The organism is Marinifilum caeruleilacunae, assembly GCF_013141825.1.
Taxonomy (GTDB): domain Bacteria; phylum Bacteroidota; class Bacteroidia; order Bacteroidales; family Marinifilaceae; genus Marinifilum; species Marinifilum caeruleilacunae.
Genome location: NZ_RZNH01000014.1, coordinates 92,648 through 109,998 on the forward strand (window position 1 = coordinate 92,648; position 17,351 = coordinate 109,998).

Consider the following 17,351-nt stretch of genomic DNA (forward strand, 5'->3'; position numbering starts at 1 on the left):
ATGAATCATGATAGAAAAATTAAGAACACCGGATGAAAGATTTACAAATCTTCCAGATTACAACTTTACGCCCAATTATATTGAAAACCTGAAAGGATATGAAGGATTAAGAGCTCATTATTTGGACGAAGGAAATCCAGATTCGGAAGAAGTATTTCTTTGCTTGCATGGTGAGCCAAGCTGGAGTTATTTATATCGTAAAATGATTCCCATCTTTTCTGCAAATGGAATCCGCAGCATTGCGCCCGATTTATATGGTTTCGGGAAATCCGATAAACCAGTAAGTGAAGATGTTTACACTTTCGATTTTCATAGAAATTTCCTGATTCAACTGATTGAAACACTGAATCTGAAAAACATCACACTTGTCTGTCAAGATTGGGGCGGACTCTTAGGTTTAACATTGCCAATGGACATGCCAGAGCGTTTCAAACGACTTCTCATTATGAATACGGCTCTAATTAATGGCCAGCCTGCCGGCCCGGTATTTGCCGAATGGAAAAATGAAATTACAGGCCAGGAAAATGTTGATTTGGTAAAACTTTTCAAGAAACATGCACCCGGCATAAAGAATGATGAAGCCAAAGCATATGAAGCACCTTTCCCTGATGCAAGCTACAAAGCAGGAGTTAGAAAATTTCCACACCTGGTTGCTGAAAAGCCCGATATGGATGGTGTTGAAACATCTTTAAGGGCAGCAGGATATTGGAACAGACAATGGAAGGGAGAAAGCTTTATGGCAGTTGGCATGAAAGACCCGATGTTAGGTCCTCCGGTAATGAATTATATGAAAGAATTAATAAAAGGATGTCCTGAACCACTTGAAGTTCCCGAAGGTGGGCACTTTGTACAAGAAGCAGGTGGACAAGTAATTGCCCAGAAAGCTTTGGAACATTTTGGAATGATTAAAAAATAAGTTTAGAAATGAAAATTTTACATTTAGTATTTCACCCAGATTTAAAAGCATCAAGAGTAAATCGAACCTGGAAAGAACAATTGGAGCAAAGCGGAAAAATATACACTTCGAGAGACATGTACTCCGAATATCCTGACTTTCAAATTGATGTTGAAAAAGAACAAAAACTATTGCAAGAACACGACAGAATCGTCTTGCAATTCCCAATGTATTGGTGGTCGGTAACACCTCTTTTGAAAAAATGGTTTGATGATGTACTTCAGTATCAATTTGCTTATGGTAGCAAGGGAGACAAGCTGAGTGGCAAGGATTTGCAAATCATCTGTTCAGTTGGCGGACAGGCTAAAAACTACAATGGATTTCATATGTTTGCCAGCGTGCCTGAATTAATGAAACCCTTGCAGCTAACTGCAAACCTGGCTAAAATGAATTATGCACAACCGCTTTATATGTTCAATGCTGATGCTTGCGCAGATGAAGAAGTTAAAAAATTTGGAGAAAAATGGGTCGAACTGATTGATGATTCAAGAAGAGCCGATGGCCTTAAATATACCAACGAAAAAATACACGAAGACTTAATTGATGTATATCAACAATTAGGAATGGATTAAGTCTATTGGAAAATAAACTGCACGAGTATTCTCGTGAAGTAGCGATTAATAGTAAAAGCCAAGGCATAAGCCTGGCTTTTTTAGCAATATGATACAAAGCTAGTGCGCAGCACACTAACTTAAAGATCCAATAAATTCATTCGCTTGTCCCTTCTCCAATGCCTTGATAAAGGCAGTTCCAATAATTGCCCCATTAGAGAAGCTGGCAGCATGTTGAAAACTTGCTTTATCATGAATTCCAAAACCAATTAGAGATGGAATTTCCAGTGCAGCAATTTTCCTGAAATACTCCTCACGTTCTTTGCTTGCCTGTAGTGCTCCTCCTGTTGTGGCAGCACTCGAAACCATGTACAAGAATCCGCTCGCAGCTTTTTCTATAATGCTTAAACGCTTATCGGTAGTTTGTGGTGTAACCAGCAGCACATTGTGAACACCTGCAGCTTCAAATTTGCTTTGGTAATCTTCTGTGTACTCTTCCAGAGGCAAGTCGGGTAAAATCACACCATCAATCCCTGTCTTTTTGCATTCATCCAGAAAGGCATCTACGCCAAACTTGTACACCGTATTCCAATATCCCATCAAAATCAAAGGCATTGTAATACTTTTACGTGCATCGCGCAATTGATTAAACAAGAGTTGTAAACTCATGCCATTGTCAAGCGCTTGTTTGGCCGCACTTTGAATTACGGGTCCATCGGCCAGCGGATCGGAAAATGGAATCCCAATCTCCACCAAATCAACACCTTTATCCTGCAACATTTGTAAAGTAGGAAGTGTATCCCCTAATTTAGGATATCCGGCAGGAAAATAAATTGACAAAATATCCTTTTGTTTATTTTGAAATAATTGATCAATTCTGTTCATCGGTAATAGTTAATGGTTAATGATTGGTGATTGATGACTGAAGTGTAGAAAACTGTTATTCTATGCTCATTAATCCCAAATCATTAATAATTTAAGCAAAGTGTTTCATGTACGTCTCCATATCCTTATCGCCACGCCCCGAAAGATTAATCACCACAACATCATCTTTTTTAAACTGCATTTTTTCCAATACAGCCAGTGCATGCGATGATTCAAGCGCGGGAATGATCCCTTCCGATTCGGCCAGCACTTTTGCCGCATTCAAAGCTTCCTGATCGGTAGCCGAAAGAAAGTCTGCCCTTCCCGACACGGCCAGGTGTGCATGCAAAGGCCCAACTCCCGGGTAATCCAATCCTGCCGAAATAGAGTATGGTTCGGTAATTTGTCCATCCTCATCTTGCATCAGCATGGTTTTACTTCCGTGGATAAAGCCGATATCACCAATGGTAATGGTTGCAGCTGTTTCTCCACTATCAACACCCAAACCTGAAGCTTCTACTGCCACCAGTTTTACTTTTCTTTCGTTCAAGTAATGATAAAATGCTCCGGCAGCATTGCTTCCGCCACCTACACAAGCAATTACATAATCCGGATTCGGATTTCCAGTCTCTTTTTCCAACTGTTCACGAATTTCTTCCGAAATAATCGATTGTAAGCGGGTTACCAAATCGGGGTAAGGATGTGGACCAACCACCGATCCGATCAGGTAGAAGGATTCAGGATTGGCAATCCAGTCGCGAATGGCTTCGTTGGTAGCATCTTTCAAAGTTTGATTGCCCGAAATTGCAGGAATTACCTTGGCGCCTAACATCTTCATTCGAGCCACATTGGGTGCTTGTCTTTCCACATCCAATGCGCCCATATACACCACGCATTCCAGGTCGAACAAAGCACAAACCGTGGCAGTGGCAACTCCATGTTGTCCAGCTCCTGTTTCAGCAATAATTCGTTTTTTACCCATGTATTTGGCCAATAAAATCTGCCCAATGGTATTGTTGATTTTATGTGCCCCGGTATGGGTTAAATCTTCTCTTTTCAGGTAGATATTGGTTCCATATCGCCTGGAAAGGTTCCCTGCTTTGGTCAATGGAGTTGGTCTTCCAACATAGTTATCTAACAGGCGGGCATAATCTTTCCTAAACTGCTCCGACCCAAGAATTTTCAGGTAGTTTTCTTGCAATTCATCAACATTCTTACGCAAAAGTTCCGGAATATAAGCTCCTCCAAACTCTCCGTAATACCCTCTTTGGTCTACAGCAAATTTATCCTTCTTCATACTTTCCAATTCCAATTTATTCAGGAAGATCTCCAGCTGGTCTGCATTTTTCTTTGCAGGTTGCAATTCAAAGCCCGAGTTTAAATCCAATGCATACAAACATTCATGCGTAAATTGTTTGATTTGTTCGGCATCCTGAGCTCCAATTCCCCCACTCAAAAAAAATGGAGTTGTTCCTTTGTACTTTTCCAACACCTTCCAGTTAAATTTTCTGCCGCTTCCTCCGTAGTTTTCTGTTTTGGTATCGAAAAGAAAGAAGTCACATACATTTTCATACTCCTTCAAGCTCTGAAATTGAAAGCTTTCATTCATCTGAAAAGCCTTAACCAACTCAAAACCTGCATCTTTTACTTTTCGACAATATTCTGTAGATTCACCACCATGCAACTGAATAACATCCAGTTGATATTTCTCTCCTTTTTCCAGAAGAGATTGCAATTCCTCATTCACAAAAACCCCCACTTTACGGGTGCTTTCAGGAAACATTGCAGGAATGGCCGGATCGAACTCTTCTCCTACATATCTTGGTGATTTTGGATAGAAGATAAATCCTGCATAATCAAGTGGTAGCTGCACCAACTCTTTAATGTTCTTGCTATATTTTAATCCACAAAGCTTGATCTTCATTATTTTGGTTATTTAAGAGATAATAGTTATTACATGATTTCCTTAATGAACTCCCGACAAGCATCTCCCGGAGAACTTTGTTTCATAAAATATTCCCCCATCAGGAATGCCTGAAATCCTTTGTCTCTCATTTCTTTAACAATACCTGAGCTACTTAAACCACTCTCCGCAACGCGAATCATATCTTCAGGCAATTTTCCAGCTAGCTGTATCGATTTATCTGTATCCACGGCAAAAGTTTTTAGGTTTCGATTGTTGATTCCCACCAAATCCACAAATTTATTGACATGCTGTAATTCCGATTCATCATGAAGTTCAAGCAATACCTCCATGCCCAATTCTTTTGCAAGAAATGCAAAATCTTTGCAGCGCTGAGGAGTTAAAATGGCTGCAATTAGCAAAACCACATCGGCACCCATGGCTTTCGATTGATAAATCTGGTATGGATCTACAATAAACTCTTTTCGCAAGAGAGGAATCTGCAAGGTCTTTCTGGCTGTTTCAAAGTCTTCGCTTTTTGCACCAAAAAAACTTTCATCAGTAAGCACTGAAACCATTGAGGCACCGGCTTTCTGGTACTTTCCAACCACTTCATTCGGTTTTGCAGTTCCATTAATTACACCCTTAGAAGGAGACTGGCGCTTGAATTCAGCAATAACCCCAGAAGCTCCTGCCTTGCGAATCGATTCCTTGGCAGAGTAACACTTGCGCTTAAAATTCTTCTCGCTCATCACCTGGTAAATAGGCTGTTTCATTTTCTGAACGGCAACCTCAGCCAGTTTTTTCTGAACAATTCGATCTAATATATTTTGTTTCGCACTCATTTTCTAATTCGTTAATTTCTTCAACACCTCGTATGCCTTGCCCGATTCCAAAGACTCAACCGCCCTTGCAATGGCATCTCCCCTGCTTATTTCAGGACGCAAACAATGAATGGCCAAACCTGCATTCCTGGTCACTACGGCATTCTGAGCATCTGTTCCCTCTCCTTTCAGGATATCGGTAAAAATCCTCGCTGCCTGCTCCACATTTTCACCTCCATGCAATTCGGTTGGATCTAATTTTCTATGACCAAAATCATCTGGTTCAAGAAGTTCTTCCATCCCATTTCCAATCAATTTCACCTTATCGGTTAAAGAAACCTCATCGTAACCATCAACACCATGAATAATGGTATATTTCGAATCGGTTTGCTGCAACAAATACTGGTACAAACGTGCCAATTCCAGGTCGAACACTCCTACAATCTGATGCTTTGGTCTCGATGGATTCACCAGCGGACCTAACATGTTAAAAAAGGTTCTTACACCCAAGTTACGACGAATTGGCGCAATATTCTTCATGGCAGGATTGAATAAAGGAGCATGCAAAAAGCAAATCCCTGCTCTGTCTAAATCCCTTTTCAAATCTTCCTCCTTGCTTTTGAATTCGTACCCCAAATGCTCAATTACATTGGACGATCCACAGAAAGAAGAAACTCCGTAATTTCCATGTTTGGTAACCATTTCTCTGGCTCCCGCTACTACGAATGATGCCAGGGTTGAAATGTTAAAAGTGTTTTTGCCATCACCACCTGTTCCACACAAATCAACGCCATTGTATTCCGATAAATCAACAGGTATTCCCAACTCGAGTAGTGCTTCTCGAAAACCGGTCAACTCATCAACAGTAATGCTACGCATCATGAATACAGTTAGAAAGGAGGTAATTTGAAATTCGTTAAAATCCCCTTTGGTAATCTGAATCAGCACCTCCCTGGCTTCATCTCTTTTAAGGCTTTTGTGTTCGAACAGGTGTTGTAATATGTTTTTCATTTGTTTTAATTTTCTTGATTTTTTATAAAAGAATCAGTTTTAATCTTTTCAAGTTTCAAGCTCAAGGCTAACACAAACTTGAGCTTGCAAGAGACAACTTAATTCTTCAACCAATTCTCAATCATTTTCATTCCATTAGGAGTTAAAACCGATTCAGGATGAAACTGAACTCCTTCCACATCATATTCTTTGTGGCGAATTCCCATGATAGCACCTTCCGAATCGCGGCAAGTAATCTCCAGACAGTCGGGCAAATCCTGCTCCATTACATTCCATGAATGATATCTCCCTGCCTGAAATTCCTTTTCAATTCCCTCAAGAACTCCACCTGTGCTTTCTGTTCTATAGACCGATGTTGCCACACCATGGTACACTTTATTCAGGTTTTCGATGCTACCGCCAAAAACCTCGGCAATAGCCTGCTCTCCAAGACAAACTCCCAGAATAGATTTTGTAGCTGCATACTCTTTAATCAGGTCTTTTAAAATGCCCGCCTCATCAGGAATTCCTGGTCCCGGCGACAAAAGAATTTTATCGTATTTGGCTACTTCTTCAATTTCTATTTCACGGTTACGAAACACTTCCACATCAGTAGCTCCAAGCTTTCGCAGATATTCCACCAAATTGTAGGTGAACGAATCGTAATTATCCAATACCAATATTTTCATCTCTTAAATATTTTGAGCCAATTCCATTGCTTTACGCAAAGCTGCCAGCTTGTTACTAACCTCGTTTAATTCACTCTCTTCGCTCGATTTTTCCACCACTCCTGCTCCGGCCTGGTAATACAATTTGTTGTTTTTACTTAAGAAGCTTCGAATCATGATGGCCTGGTTTACTTCACCATTAAACCCAAGAGCACCAATGCAACCACCATAAAATCCACGAGCCGTTGGTTCATATTCATCAATCAGTTGCATGGCTCGATATTTTGGTGCCCCCGATAAGGTTCCTGCGGGAAAAGTATCTCCCATCAATTGGAAAGGGTTATAATCTTCGGGTAATTCTCCAGATACTTTCGATACCAAGTGAATAACATGAGAGAAATACTGCACTTCTCTAAAGGTTTCTACCTTGATATTTTGTGCATCGCGGCTTAAATCGTTTCGAGCCAGATCCACCAACATCACATGTTCGCTCTGCTCTTTTTCATCATTAAGAAGCTCTTCTGCTAAGGCTGCATCTTTTATCGAATCACCAGTTCGTCTGAAAGTTCCAGCTATTGGATGGATGTATGCTTTCTTGTTCTTGATTTCGATTTGAGCCTCTGGCGAGGACCCCATAATTCGGTACGAACCATAATCGAAATAAAACAAATAAGGTGATGGATTTATAGATCGAAGTGCTCGATACAAGTTAAAATCATCACCTTTATAATCATGCGAAAACTGTCTTGACAAAACAATCTGAAAAACATCACCTCTTCTGCAATGCTGTTTCCCTTTACTTACCATATCCATATAAGCCTTGTCATCCATATTCGATTGCTCCTGCCCTTCCAAAGCAAAAGTAAAAGCTGGCAAAGTTCTGTTTCTCAACAAATCAGAAACCTCACGAATTCTGGATTCATTTCCATTCTCAACCAACTCAATAATTTTCAAGGTATTGTTGAAGTGGTTTACCTCTATAATGAAACGGTACAACGAATATCTCATCTGTGGAATTCCGGATTGCTTTTTCTCTGTATTAAAATCCAGATCTTCGAAAAAAGGAACGGCGTCGTAAGCAGTATATCCGAAAAGGGCGTTGGCTTTGGTAACACTCTCTTTATCTTCTAAATCGAATTGATTAACAAAAGCTTTTAAGCGTTCCGAAACAAATCGTTTGCCCTTTCCCCTTGCATCAATGACTTGTTTGTTGCCAAAAACCTCTTCTATTAAATCTCCATTTTTCAATTGAATGCTTGCAATGGGTTCCAATGCAATAAATGAACTGGCATTTTCCGGACTGTGATAATCCGAACTTTCCAATAAAATCGCACCAGGAAAACGATCTCGAAGTTTTAGATACATGCTTACCGGGGTGATTACATCGGCAAGTAGTTCTTTTTTCAGGTATTTAAATTTTATCATGACTAATAGTTGTTTTTCGAGTTAGGTAAAAAAAAAGCGGCCTACTGAGTTTCAGTAGGCCGCTTGCTTTATCTTTTCTTTTCGTTTGATTTTAGCACATAGGGAGGACACTTCCGCTCATGGTATTTGAGAGATTACAGTTGTGCCACCACCAATATTTGCTATTCAATCCGAACATTTTTTTCTGTTTTTGTCTTTACAAATCTAAAGAATAATTTTTTCAAATTCCAAATGTGTTTCTTTGGTTTCATCCTGATTTTTAACCCTACAAAGTTCTGTACGGCCCATAAACATTGCACTTTAAAGCGAATGTATATTTTTTGTTAATTTTTAAAATTCAGATATCGTATCAGAAATAATTTCAAAACACCCCTATTTAAATGGGTCAAATTTTAATAAAGTACACTTTCTCTATTCTTACCCCCATTATCAAACAAGCAATAAAGAAAAATTTAATTTTCATTAAAAAGTCCTGAAAGACCTGTTTTTGCAGGTAAAAGAGGAAGTCAACTTTACTTTCTCAAACGTTAACATTTCATTAAGTAAAGCAATTTAAATTTGCAGGTAAAAAATTAATTCATACATTTGAATCAGAATTAACGCACAAAACAGCGATGAAAACAGTATCTACATACATTTCTAACTATTTTTATTTTTGGTTTTACTTTTATCCAACAAGATAAGGGCAAGAATTGATATGTAGTAATACGAAGAATATAAATCAAAGGTCTTGCCCAACAGGTAAGACCTTTTTTTATGCATAATTTGAACTATGAGTAACAGAGCATTTACATACCGATTTTATTTTTATTATTTCTGGTTTAACACAAATCGGGCGGGATGCCTTATACCATAACTCAAGTAAAAAGTATAAAAGATCCTGCCCGAAAAGAGCAGGATTTTTTTTTGAATAAGACCAAAACCAAATTTTTAACAAACAATAGAAATGATTCAACCAGCAAACAGAACCCAAGTAATTAAAGAGTACTACTTCTCGGTAAAACTGAAGGAGATTGCACGCTTGAACGAGGGTGAAGTAAAAGTTTTAAACCTAGGAATCGGAGATCCGGATATGACTCCATCGGAAGATACCTGGAACTCTTTAAAAGAAGCCTGTATACATCCAAAAAGTCATGGATACCAGAGCTACCAGGGAATTCCTGCCCTACGCCAGGGCTTTTCGAAATGGTATAAAACTTATTTTGATGTAGATATCAATCCTGATAATGAGGTTCTTCCACTTATGGGTTCTAAGGAAGGGATCATGATTACCTCTTTGGCTTACCTGAATGAAGGTGACGAGGTTTTAATTCCAGACCCATCCTACCCAACCTATAAGTCGGTAACTAATTTACTGGGAGGTAAAATCATTTCATATCCGCTTTGCGAAGAGCACAACTGGCAACCAGATCTTGATGAATTGGAAAAAAGAGATCTATCGAAGGTAAAAATCATGTGGATCAATTATCCACACATGCCAACAGGAGCAAGAGCAAGCAAAGATTTACTGGAAAGAATTGTGGCATTTGGACGAAAACACAACATCCTAATTGTGAACGACAATCCTTACAGCTTTATTCTGAATGATCAGCCAATGAGCATTATGAATATTGAAGGAGCCAAAGATTGTTGCCTGGAATTGAACTCACTGAGTAAATCGCACAATATGCCAGGTTGGAGAGTGGGAATGATCTGCGGAAGCAAGGAACTTCTTGAGCCGGTTTTAAAGGTGAAAACCAATATGGATTCGGGCATGTTTTACCCGGTACAACAGGCTGCTATTAAAGCCTTAAGCCATGATAAAAGCTGGTACGATTCTATTAATCAGGTGTACAAAAACAGAAGAGAGCTTGTGTTTTCTTTAATGAAATTGATCAATTGTAAGCCTAGTGCCGACCAGAGTGGAATGTTTGTTTGGGCATCCATTCCTGATCAGTATAAAGATTGCTACGAGTTGAGCGATGAGATTTTAAAACAAGCAAAGGTATTTATTACTCCAGGTGGCATTTTTGGAGAACAAGGAAAAAGATACATCAGAATTTCTTTATGCAGTAGTGAATCTGTAATTAATGAGGCAATTCAACGTATCGAAAAATCAAGAAAAAATTAAGAAAATGATAGTTTCAGTTATAGGATTAGGATTAATTGGTGGATCGATTGCTTTGGATCTGAAGCAACGTGGTTTTGCCGATAAGGTGATAGGCGTTGACAATAATCCAATGCATGCTCACCAGGCAAAGAAAATAGGCCTTGCAGATGAAATTCAGGATTTAAGAACTGCAGTTGAATCGTCGCATGTGGTGATTCTTGCCATTCCGGTAAGCGCCTGTTTGAGAGCTTTACCCGAAATCATGGACATGGTCGACCAGCAAGTTGTAACCGACTTAGGATCAACCAAAGAGCAGTTGATTGAATGCATTGCAAATCATCCAAAACGAAAGCAATATGTTCCTGCCCATCCTATGGCGGGTACCGAGTTTTCTGGTCCTAAAGCGGCACATTCGGGCTTATTTGATGGCAAGTGTTCGATCATATGTAATCCTGAGGATTCCGATAAAGATGCCGTTAACATGATTAGCGACATGTTCCATACACTGCAAATGCGATGTGTATACATGGATGCCGAAGTTCACGACAGACAAACTGCATATGTTTCTCACCTTTCTCACATTAGTGCATTCGCTTTGTCACTTACCGTACTTCATAAAGAGAAAAAGGACAAGCACATTTTTGAACTGGCAAGTGGTGGTTTCGACTCAACAGTTCGATTGGCAAAAAGTTCGGCTGAAATGTGGACCCCTATTTTTCACCAGAACAAAAAGAACATCGGGAAAGTGCTTCAAAAGTATATCGATACCCTTCAGCAATTTAAAGATCGGATTGAGAATAACGATTTAGGAGGAGTTGACGATTTGATAAACGAAGCCAATGACATTAGCAGGGTCTTAGATGAAAAAGAACGAAACGAGGCTGAAACCATCAAGAATGCTAAAAAAATAAGAAGAGCATAAAAAGTCAAGAGACAAATATCATAAGAAATAAACCAAATTTTTAATCACTCGAAAAAAGAGTTAATATCAAAATAGCATGAGCAAAAAAATTGAAATAGCAGACCTTAGCAGTTGGCCAATAGAAAATGTTGACAGACCATTAATTATTGGCGGACCATGTAGTGCAGAAACTGAAGAACAGGTGTTGGAAACAGCCAAAGGAATTAAAGCGGCCGGAATTCCGATTTTCCGTGCAGGAATTTGGAAGCCCAGAACCCGTCCGAACAGTTTCGAAGGCATTGGTGCGCAAGGCTTAATCTGGTTGCAAAAAGTAAAAGCCGAAACAGGAATGCTAACGGCTACCGAGGTTGCCAACGGCAAACATGTTGAATTGGCACTAGGCGCTGGTGTAGATATTCTTTGGATTGGTGCCAGAACCACTGTAAACCCTTTTGCCGTTCAGGAAATTGCTGACGCTTTGCGCGGAAAAGACATTCCTGTCTTGGTAAAAAATCCTATTAATCCTGATTTGGAACTGTGGATTGGTGCAATTGAGCGATTAAGCGCTGTTGGCATTACCAAACTTGCTGCCATTCACCGTGGATTCTCAACTTACCAAAAACTGAAATACAGAAACGATCCACAATGGCAAATTCCGATTGAACTGAAAAGAAGACTTCCAAATTTGCCAATATTCTGTGACCCTAGCCATATTACCGGCGACAGAAATTTATTGGATGAAGTTACCCAGAAAGCCATGGACCTGAACTACGAAGGTTTGATTGTTGAATCGCATTGCAAGCCCGAAGAAGCATGGAGTGATGCAAAACAACAGCTAACTCCTAAGTCACTTGAAGAACTTTTAGCTAACTTAGTACTTCGTGATCCGGAAGCAGACAACGAAGTAATCAATAATACACTGGGTGAATTGAGACACCTGATTGATGATTTCGACCAGAAACTTCTTGAATTACTGGAAAATAGAATGCAGGTTGCCAAAACAATCGGACATTACAAGAAAGAAAATAACATCACTGTATTACAGAATAAACGTTGGGGACAGATTCTTGAAAAAAGCCTTGAAAACGGGAAGAAAAAAGGATTCAGCGAACAATTCATCAATAACTTGTTCAAAGCAATTCACCAGGAATCTATCAACCAGCAGGAAGATATCATGAATTCGTAAACCGAGATATAAGATTGAGGGTATGAGAAATTAAGCAAGCAATTTCTCATATCTGTCAACTTTCATCTAACATCTATTTAAAGAATGAAAAGCATACACATCGAAAATCAGAACAGCACAATTTTAATTGGTGAATCTTATCTTAACATTCAAAAATACCTGCCTGAAAAAAAGTGCTTTTTAATTTGCGATGAAAACATCTACGCCCATTACAAAAGTTTTGTCGATGACTTTGACCACATTATAATTGGCTGTGGTGAAGAGATCAAAACCTGGTCATCAGTTGCAAAAATCGTTGAAAAACTACTGGCTGGTGGTGCCGATAGAAACAGTTACCTCCTTGGAATGGGAGGCGGATTAGTTTGCGATGTAACAGGATTTGTAGCATCTGTTTTCATGAGAGGCCTAGACTTTGGTTTCATTTCTACTTCCCTGCTCTCGCAGGTTGATGCCAGCGTTGGTGGCAAAAATGGAATCAATTTCGGCAAACTTAAAAATATGATTGGGGTTTTTAACCCACCCCAATTTGTGATTTGCGATCCGCAACTTTTAAGAACATTGCCTGAGCGCGAAATCAGAAGTGGATTTGGAGAGGTAATTAAACATGCTTTCATTAAGGATAAAGATCTCTTCGAATTTTTGAAAGAGAATAAAGATGCACTTTTAAACCTGGATGCCGCACTTATGGAAGATCTGATTTACAGAGCAGTATCCATCAAAACAGAAGTAGTAAACAAAGATCCTTTTGAAAAAGGTGAACGCAAGAAATTGAATTTTGGACACACCATTGGACATGCCATCGAGAACAATTCCGATTTAACACATGGCGAGGCGGTATCAGTTGGTATGGCACTAGCCACAAGACTTTCAGAGGAAATGAGTGGATTGAGTTCCGATCAAAGTTATGAGGTGATTAGTCTTCTCAGAATGTATAAACTGCCTGTTGATCATGAAGTTCCGGCAGAAACAATCAATAATTTTCTGATTAAAGACAAGAAAAAGAATCGTTCATCTATCGACTTTATCCTATTAAACAGCATTGGAGAAGCTAGTATTAAAGCTATTCCAATTGAAGATTTAAAAAGCAAAGTGATTCGCCTTTGCAAAGACCCAAAACCAATACAATAAGACAAAAGCATGAGAGTCAGGATACAAAATTCAAATATAAAAGGGAAATTAACTCCTCCCAGCTCTAAAAGCATGATGCAAAGAGCATTGGCAGCTGCTGCCTTGGCAAAAGGTGAAACAAGTATCTTAAATCCATGTAGATGCGACGATGCCTCGGCAGCTACAGATATCATACAAAAAATGGGTGCCGATGTCATGGATTTGGGACACAAAATAATTGTGAAAGGCAATCATTTGAAAGCTGCACAATCGGTAATGGTAGGAGAATCAGGATTATCCTTAAGAATGTTCTCTCCTATTTTGGCCTTGAATCCTGAACCGGTAAGCATTAATGGTCGTGGAAGTATTCTTAAACGCCCTGTGCACAATATTCTTGAAGGATTGGAAGCCCTGGGAATTAAATGCAAAAATCCTGGCAAAGGTGTTTTGCCCATACAATTGCAGGGTGCTTATAAAAATAACACTGCCGTAATTAATGGAGCACTTGGCTCGCAATTTCTTACCGGACTTTTAATGGCCCTGCCATGTCGAAAGCAAGATACAATTCTGGAAGTAACAAATCTTAAGAGCATTCCTTATATCAATATGACCATTGATTTACTGAAAGATTTTGGGATTGAAATCAGTCATGAAAACTACAAACGCTTTATAATTAAAGGAAATCAGCAATACAAAGCAACAGAATACGCCGTTGAATCCGATTGGAGTTCGGCAGCACCACTTTTGGTAGCCGGAGCATTAAAAGGAAAGCTTACGCTTGAAAATTTAAATCCGTATTCGTACCAGGCCGACATTGCTATTCTTGATGCCTTGAAAAAGTGTGGTGCAAGCCTGCACTGGAAAGAGAACAGTCTAACAGTAGAGAAAAAAGCACTGAATGCCTTTGAATTTGATGCTACACATTGTCCCGATCTTTTCCCGCCATTGGTTGCTTTGGCCGTTCATTGCAATGGCGATACCCGAATTAAAGGAGTACACCGATTGGAACACAAAGAAAGCAACAGGGGAATTGTTCTTCAGAAAGAATTTGGGAAACTTGCTGTTCCTATCCGCATAGAAGGTGATGAAATGGTGATTCCTGGAGGAAGGTTAAAAGGTGGTATTTCTAACAGCAATAACGATCATAGAATTGCCATGGCTTTGGCTGTTGCCGGATTGAATTCCAAATATGCAGTAGAAATTGGCGATCATGATTGTGTAGCAAAATCATATCCCGATTTTTTCAAGGATTTGAGAAAAATTGGCGGTGGCATTGCAGAATTCTATTTCAAAAGTCAATTTGTTTAAAAATCAAGATTCATGATTATAGTAAGTTCCTGTCTGGCAGGTATAAATTGCAGGTACGATGGCAATAACAACCTTGTGCCTGAAATCAAAGAATTGGTTTTAGCGGGAAAAGCGATTCCCTTATGTCCCGAAGAGTTGGGAGGATTGGAAACGCCCCGAACCTCTTGCGAGATTGTAAGGAAGGGAAATCAGATTTTTGTAATAAGCAAGGAACAATTGGACTGCACTGCACAATTCGAACTTGGAGCCCAAAAAGTAGCCGAAATTGCCAAAACACTAAACTGCAAACAAGCCATTTTAAAAGCCAATAGTCCATCATGTGGATATGGAATAATTTACGATGGTAGTTTCACAGGCAAAAAGATAGAAGGAAATGGGCTTACTGCCGATAAACTGGCAAAACAAGGAGTTCAAATTAAAAACGAAATAAACTATAAAGAATAAAACAAAACACTAAGCGATGAAAATCGAATCGTCTATACACACCAATAAATCCGGCAAAAAAATCACATTACGTAAAGCAAATAGCTCTGATGCTCATTCGCTGAGAAAGTGCATTCTTTCGTACATAAATGGAGTCACCATTCCGTTTACCAGGAAGGAATTTGAAAAATCGGATGCAGAAATTGAGCTTTGGATCAATGAGCTAAACAATTCGCAAAACAGCCTATTACTGATTGCTGAATATGAGGGTGAAATTATTGGCAATATCGATGTTAGTTCGAGCGGAAGAAGCATGCTGAAACACACCGGATATATTGGCATGGGCGTTCATGAAGATTGGCAAAATTGTGGTGTTGGTTCTCTTTTATTTCAGAAAATGATAGATTATTACGAAAGAAATCGTGAAATCGAAATGTTATGGTTGCAAGTATTTGGAACAAACCTGGCCGGTTTACACATGTACCACAAATTTGGTTTTGAAGAAAAGGGTCGACAAGAAAAATTCATAAAAATGCATGATGGCAAGTATATAGACAATGTTATTATGACAAAAACATTAATTTAGAGCACACAAGATTAACAGCATAAAATATGAACAATTTCGGAAGAATATTCAGATTAAGCATATTTGGTGAATCGCATGGAAAAGGAGTTGGAATAACCATTGACGGTTGTCCCGCAGGAATTCCGCTAACCGAAGAAGATTTAATGCAGGATTTAGGTCGCAGAAAATCTGGCGCCCGAGGAACCACTCCCCGAATAGAGAAAGATTTACCAGCCATTTTAAGTGGAACATTCGAGGGAAAAACAACCGGAGCTCCTTTAATTATCCTGTTCAGAAACAAAAACACCCAATCGAAAGACTACAGCAATTTATTGGATAGTCCTCGTCCCGGTCATGCCGATTTTGTGGCACAACATAAATTTGGCAAGAACAATGACTATACTGGTGGCGGTCACTTTTCGGGTAGAATTACCCTGGGAATTGTAGCAGCCGGTGTGGTGGCGAAAAAAATATTGGGAGATGTTAACATCGATGCGAAACTTACCGAAATAGGTGGCAGAACCGATTTTGATGCTGCCATTGAAGAGGCGCTGCTTGAACATGATTCTATTGGTGGAATTGTGGAATGTAAAGCAAACAATCTTCCTATCGGATATGGAGAACCATTTTTCGATTCGGTTGAATCTATGATCTCCCATTTGATTTTTGCCATTCCTGCAACCAAGGGAATTGAATTTGGTTCGGGTTTCGAAGCGGCAAAAATGAAAGGATCGGAGCACAACGATAATTTTATCGATGAAAATGGAAAAACAGAAACCAACCACGCAGGTGGCATTAACGGTGGAATTACCAATGGAAACGAATTGGTTTTTCGTGTAGCCATAAAGCCAACTTCATCAATTGGGAAAGTTCAAAACACCATGAATTTTGCCAAAGGAAAGGTTGAAGAATTACTGATAGAAGGTCGCCACGATGCCTGTATTGCACTTCGTATTCCGGTTATTATTGAAGCCGCTGCTGCCATTGCATTGGCAGATTTAAAACTGATAGATCAAGCAAGAAGATAATAGGTCGCTGCATGTTATATTCAGACCTATGTTTCAATCAATGAAAAGAGATGCCATTTGGTGTCTCTTTTTTTATTGAATAGATCGCGTATTTAGGATGCTAGCAATTTGTACAAGTGAGAGGTTCTTTCCTATATCTATACTATTCTGATACGTATCCCCATAAGCTTGAGACCTAAGTTTTTATATTTTTATTATATATTATTATTGTTTTTCATATATATCATATATTATTTAGATATATATTATTGTTTTTTTTAATATATATCTAATTACTAAAAAGATGAAATCTTTAGGCTTACAAATAGTTATAAGAGTTAAGATCAGACCGTATCTGAATTCACACCTTCCGTTGCAATAAATTCCCAGAACAAATCGACAGAAACAAGTGCAAGGACTTAATCCATTGCCATAACCCCAGGCCGACAGTCGCTACTCTCCTTTGGCCTGGGCTAGAATAAGATTTGCCTTTCAGGCAAAAACTGCAAAATAAAAGTTTGCACTGTTTAAGGGACATTCAATAATTGTAGCTGCCCTATTTGCATCAGGATAAATCGTGCCTGA

General features: G+C 39.1%; 16 protein-coding genes. 10 read left to right on the forward strand and 6 right to left on the reverse strand.

The window, feature by feature from the left end:
* The first annotated feature begins 7 nt into the window (after nucleotides 1–7).
* Nucleotides 8–916, forward strand: a complete 909-nt coding sequence (locus tag ELS83_RS10235; RefSeq protein ID WP_171595473.1) for a haloalkane dehalogenase — start codon at nucleotides 8–10, stop codon at nucleotides 914–916.
* An 8-nt stretch (nucleotides 917–924) separates the two neighbouring features.
* A complete protein-coding gene (locus tag ELS83_RS10240) occupies nucleotides 925–1,527 on the forward strand; it encodes an NAD(P)H-dependent oxidoreductase (protein WP_171595474.1) in 603 nt (200 codons plus the stop codon).
* 114 nt (nucleotides 1,528–1,641) lie between these two features.
* Here the strand turns inward: ELS83_RS10240 and trpA are convergent, their stop codons facing one another.
* The 6 genes from trpA to ELS83_RS10270 form a co-directional block, all read right to left on the reverse strand.
* Nucleotides 1,642–2,391: a tryptophan synthase subunit alpha gene (gene trpA / locus ELS83_RS10245; protein WP_171595475.1), complete on the reverse strand. Its 750-nt coding sequence runs from the start codon at nucleotides 2,389–2,391 to the stop codon at nucleotides 1,642–1,644.
* A 91-nt stretch (nucleotides 2,392–2,482) separates the two neighbouring features.
* A complete protein-coding gene (trpB, locus tag ELS83_RS10250; protein ID WP_171595476.1) occupies nucleotides 2,483–4,294 on the reverse strand; it encodes a tryptophan synthase subunit beta in 1,812 nt (603 codons plus the stop codon).
* Nucleotides 4,295–4,323: 29 nt separating this feature from the next.
* Nucleotides 4,324–5,118, reverse strand: a complete 795-nt coding sequence (trpC, locus tag ELS83_RS10255) for an indole-3-glycerol phosphate synthase TrpC (protein WP_171595477.1) — start codon at nucleotides 5,116–5,118, stop codon at nucleotides 4,324–4,326.
* Nucleotides 5,119–5,121: 3 nt separating this feature from the next.
* Nucleotides 5,122–6,108, reverse strand: a complete 987-nt coding sequence (gene trpD, locus ELS83_RS10260) for an anthranilate phosphoribosyltransferase (protein ID WP_171595478.1) — start codon at nucleotides 6,106–6,108, stop codon at nucleotides 5,122–5,124.
* 98 nt (nucleotides 6,109–6,206) lie between these two features.
* The gene (locus ELS83_RS10265; protein WP_171595479.1) at nucleotides 6,207–6,776 is read right to left on the reverse strand and encodes an anthranilate synthase component II; all 570 of its coding nucleotides are present in this window, start codon (nucleotides 6,774–6,776) and stop codon (nucleotides 6,207–6,209) included.
* A 3-nt stretch (nucleotides 6,777–6,779) separates the two neighbouring features.
* Nucleotides 6,780–8,180: an anthranilate synthase component I family protein gene (locus tag ELS83_RS10270; RefSeq protein ID WP_171595480.1), complete on the reverse strand. Its 1,401-nt coding sequence runs from the start codon at nucleotides 8,178–8,180 to the stop codon at nucleotides 6,780–6,782.
* A gap of 946 nt (nucleotides 8,181–9,126) precedes the next feature.
* Between ELS83_RS10270 and ELS83_RS10275 the strand changes: the two genes are divergently transcribed.
* The 8 genes from ELS83_RS10275 to ELS83_RS10310 all read left to right on the forward strand — a co-directional run bounded on the left by ELS83_RS10275 (nucleotide 9,127) and on the right by ELS83_RS10310 (nucleotide 16,787).
* Nucleotides 9,127–10,290, forward strand: coding sequence for a pyridoxal phosphate-dependent aminotransferase (locus tag ELS83_RS10275; RefSeq protein ID WP_171595481.1), 1,164 nt, complete (start codon nucleotides 9,127–9,129; stop codon nucleotides 10,288–10,290).
* A 4-nt stretch (nucleotides 10,291–10,294) separates the two neighbouring features.
* The gene (locus tag ELS83_RS10280) at nucleotides 10,295–11,191 is read left to right on the forward strand and encodes a prephenate dehydrogenase (RefSeq protein ID WP_216616478.1); all 897 of its coding nucleotides are present in this window, start codon (nucleotides 10,295–10,297) and stop codon (nucleotides 11,189–11,191) included.
* A gap of 76 nt (nucleotides 11,192–11,267) precedes the next feature.
* Nucleotides 11,268–12,356, forward strand: coding sequence for a bifunctional 3-deoxy-7-phosphoheptulonate synthase/chorismate mutase type II (locus ELS83_RS10285; RefSeq protein WP_171595483.1), 1,089 nt, complete (start codon nucleotides 11,268–11,270; stop codon nucleotides 12,354–12,356).
* Nucleotides 12,357–12,440: 84 nt separating this feature from the next.
* Nucleotides 12,441–13,484, forward strand: a complete 1,044-nt coding sequence (aroB, locus tag ELS83_RS10290; protein WP_171595484.1) for a 3-dehydroquinate synthase — start codon at nucleotides 12,441–12,443, stop codon at nucleotides 13,482–13,484.
* A 9-nt stretch (nucleotides 13,485–13,493) separates the two neighbouring features.
* A complete protein-coding gene (aroA, locus tag ELS83_RS10295) occupies nucleotides 13,494–14,771 on the forward strand; it encodes a 3-phosphoshikimate 1-carboxyvinyltransferase (RefSeq protein ID WP_171595485.1) in 1,278 nt (425 codons plus the stop codon).
* A gap of 12 nt (nucleotides 14,772–14,783) precedes the next feature.
* On the forward strand, nucleotides 14,784–15,215 hold the full coding sequence (locus ELS83_RS10300; protein ID WP_171595486.1) for a 2-thiouracil desulfurase family protein: 432 nt from the start codon (nucleotides 14,784–14,786) through the stop codon (nucleotides 15,213–15,215).
* A 16-nt stretch (nucleotides 15,216–15,231) separates the two neighbouring features.
* Nucleotides 15,232–15,780, forward strand: coding sequence for a GNAT family N-acetyltransferase (locus tag ELS83_RS10305; protein WP_171595487.1), 549 nt, complete (start codon nucleotides 15,232–15,234; stop codon nucleotides 15,778–15,780).
* A 26-nt stretch (nucleotides 15,781–15,806) separates the two neighbouring features.
* The gene (locus tag ELS83_RS10310) at nucleotides 15,807–16,787 is read left to right on the forward strand and encodes a chorismate synthase (RefSeq protein ID WP_171595488.1); all 981 of its coding nucleotides are present in this window, start codon (nucleotides 15,807–15,809) and stop codon (nucleotides 16,785–16,787) included.
* The last annotated feature ends 564 nt before the right edge of the window (nucleotides 16,788–17,351 follow it).

What these genes read in the sequence shown, in the direction of transcription:
- ELS83_RS10235 (WP_171595473.1), top strand. Translation starts at nt 8, where the DNA reads ATGATAGAAAAATTAAGAACACCGGATGAAAGATTTACAAATCTTCCA.
- ELS83_RS10240 (WP_171595474.1), top strand. Translation starts at nt 925, where the DNA reads ATGAAAATTTTACATTTAGTATTTCACCCAGATTTAAAAGCATCAAGA.
- trpA (WP_171595475.1), bottom strand. Translation starts at nt 2,391, where the DNA reads ATGAACAGAATTGATCAATTATTTCAAAATAAACAAAAGGATATTTTG.
- trpB (WP_171595476.1), bottom strand. Translation starts at nt 4,294, where the DNA reads ATGAAGATCAAGCTTTGTGGATTAAAATATAGCAAGAACATTAAAGAG.
- trpC (WP_171595477.1), bottom strand. Translation starts at nt 5,118, where the DNA reads ATGAGTGCGAAACAAAATATATTAGATCGAATTGTTCAGAAAAAACTG.
- trpD (WP_171595478.1), bottom strand. Translation starts at nt 6,108, where the DNA reads ATGAAAAACATATTACAACACCTGTTCGAACACAAAAGCCTTAAAAGA.
- ELS83_RS10265 (WP_171595479.1), bottom strand. Translation starts at nt 6,776, where the DNA reads ATGAAAATATTGGTATTGGATAATTACGATTCGTTCACCTACAATTTG.
- ELS83_RS10270 (WP_171595480.1), bottom strand. Translation starts at nt 8,180, where the DNA reads ATGATAAAATTTAAATACCTGAAAAAAGAACTACTTGCCGATGTAATC.
- ELS83_RS10275 (WP_171595481.1), top strand. Translation starts at nt 9,127, where the DNA reads ATGATTCAACCAGCAAACAGAACCCAAGTAATTAAAGAGTACTACTTC.
- ELS83_RS10280 (WP_216616478.1), top strand. Translation starts at nt 10,295, where the DNA reads ATGATAGTTTCAGTTATAGGATTAGGATTAATTGGTGGATCGATTGCT.
- ELS83_RS10285 (WP_171595483.1), top strand. Translation starts at nt 11,268, where the DNA reads ATGAGCAAAAAAATTGAAATAGCAGACCTTAGCAGTTGGCCAATAGAA.
- aroB (WP_171595484.1), top strand. Translation starts at nt 12,441, where the DNA reads ATGAAAAGCATACACATCGAAAATCAGAACAGCACAATTTTAATTGGT.
- aroA (WP_171595485.1), top strand. Translation starts at nt 13,494, where the DNA reads ATGAGAGTCAGGATACAAAATTCAAATATAAAAGGGAAATTAACTCCT.
- ELS83_RS10300 (WP_171595486.1), top strand. Translation starts at nt 14,784, where the DNA reads ATGATTATAGTAAGTTCCTGTCTGGCAGGTATAAATTGCAGGTACGAT.
- ELS83_RS10305 (WP_171595487.1), top strand. Translation starts at nt 15,232, where the DNA reads ATGAAAATCGAATCGTCTATACACACCAATAAATCCGGCAAAAAAATC.
- ELS83_RS10310 (WP_171595488.1), top strand. Translation starts at nt 15,807, where the DNA reads ATGAACAATTTCGGAAGAATATTCAGATTAAGCATATTTGGTGAATCG.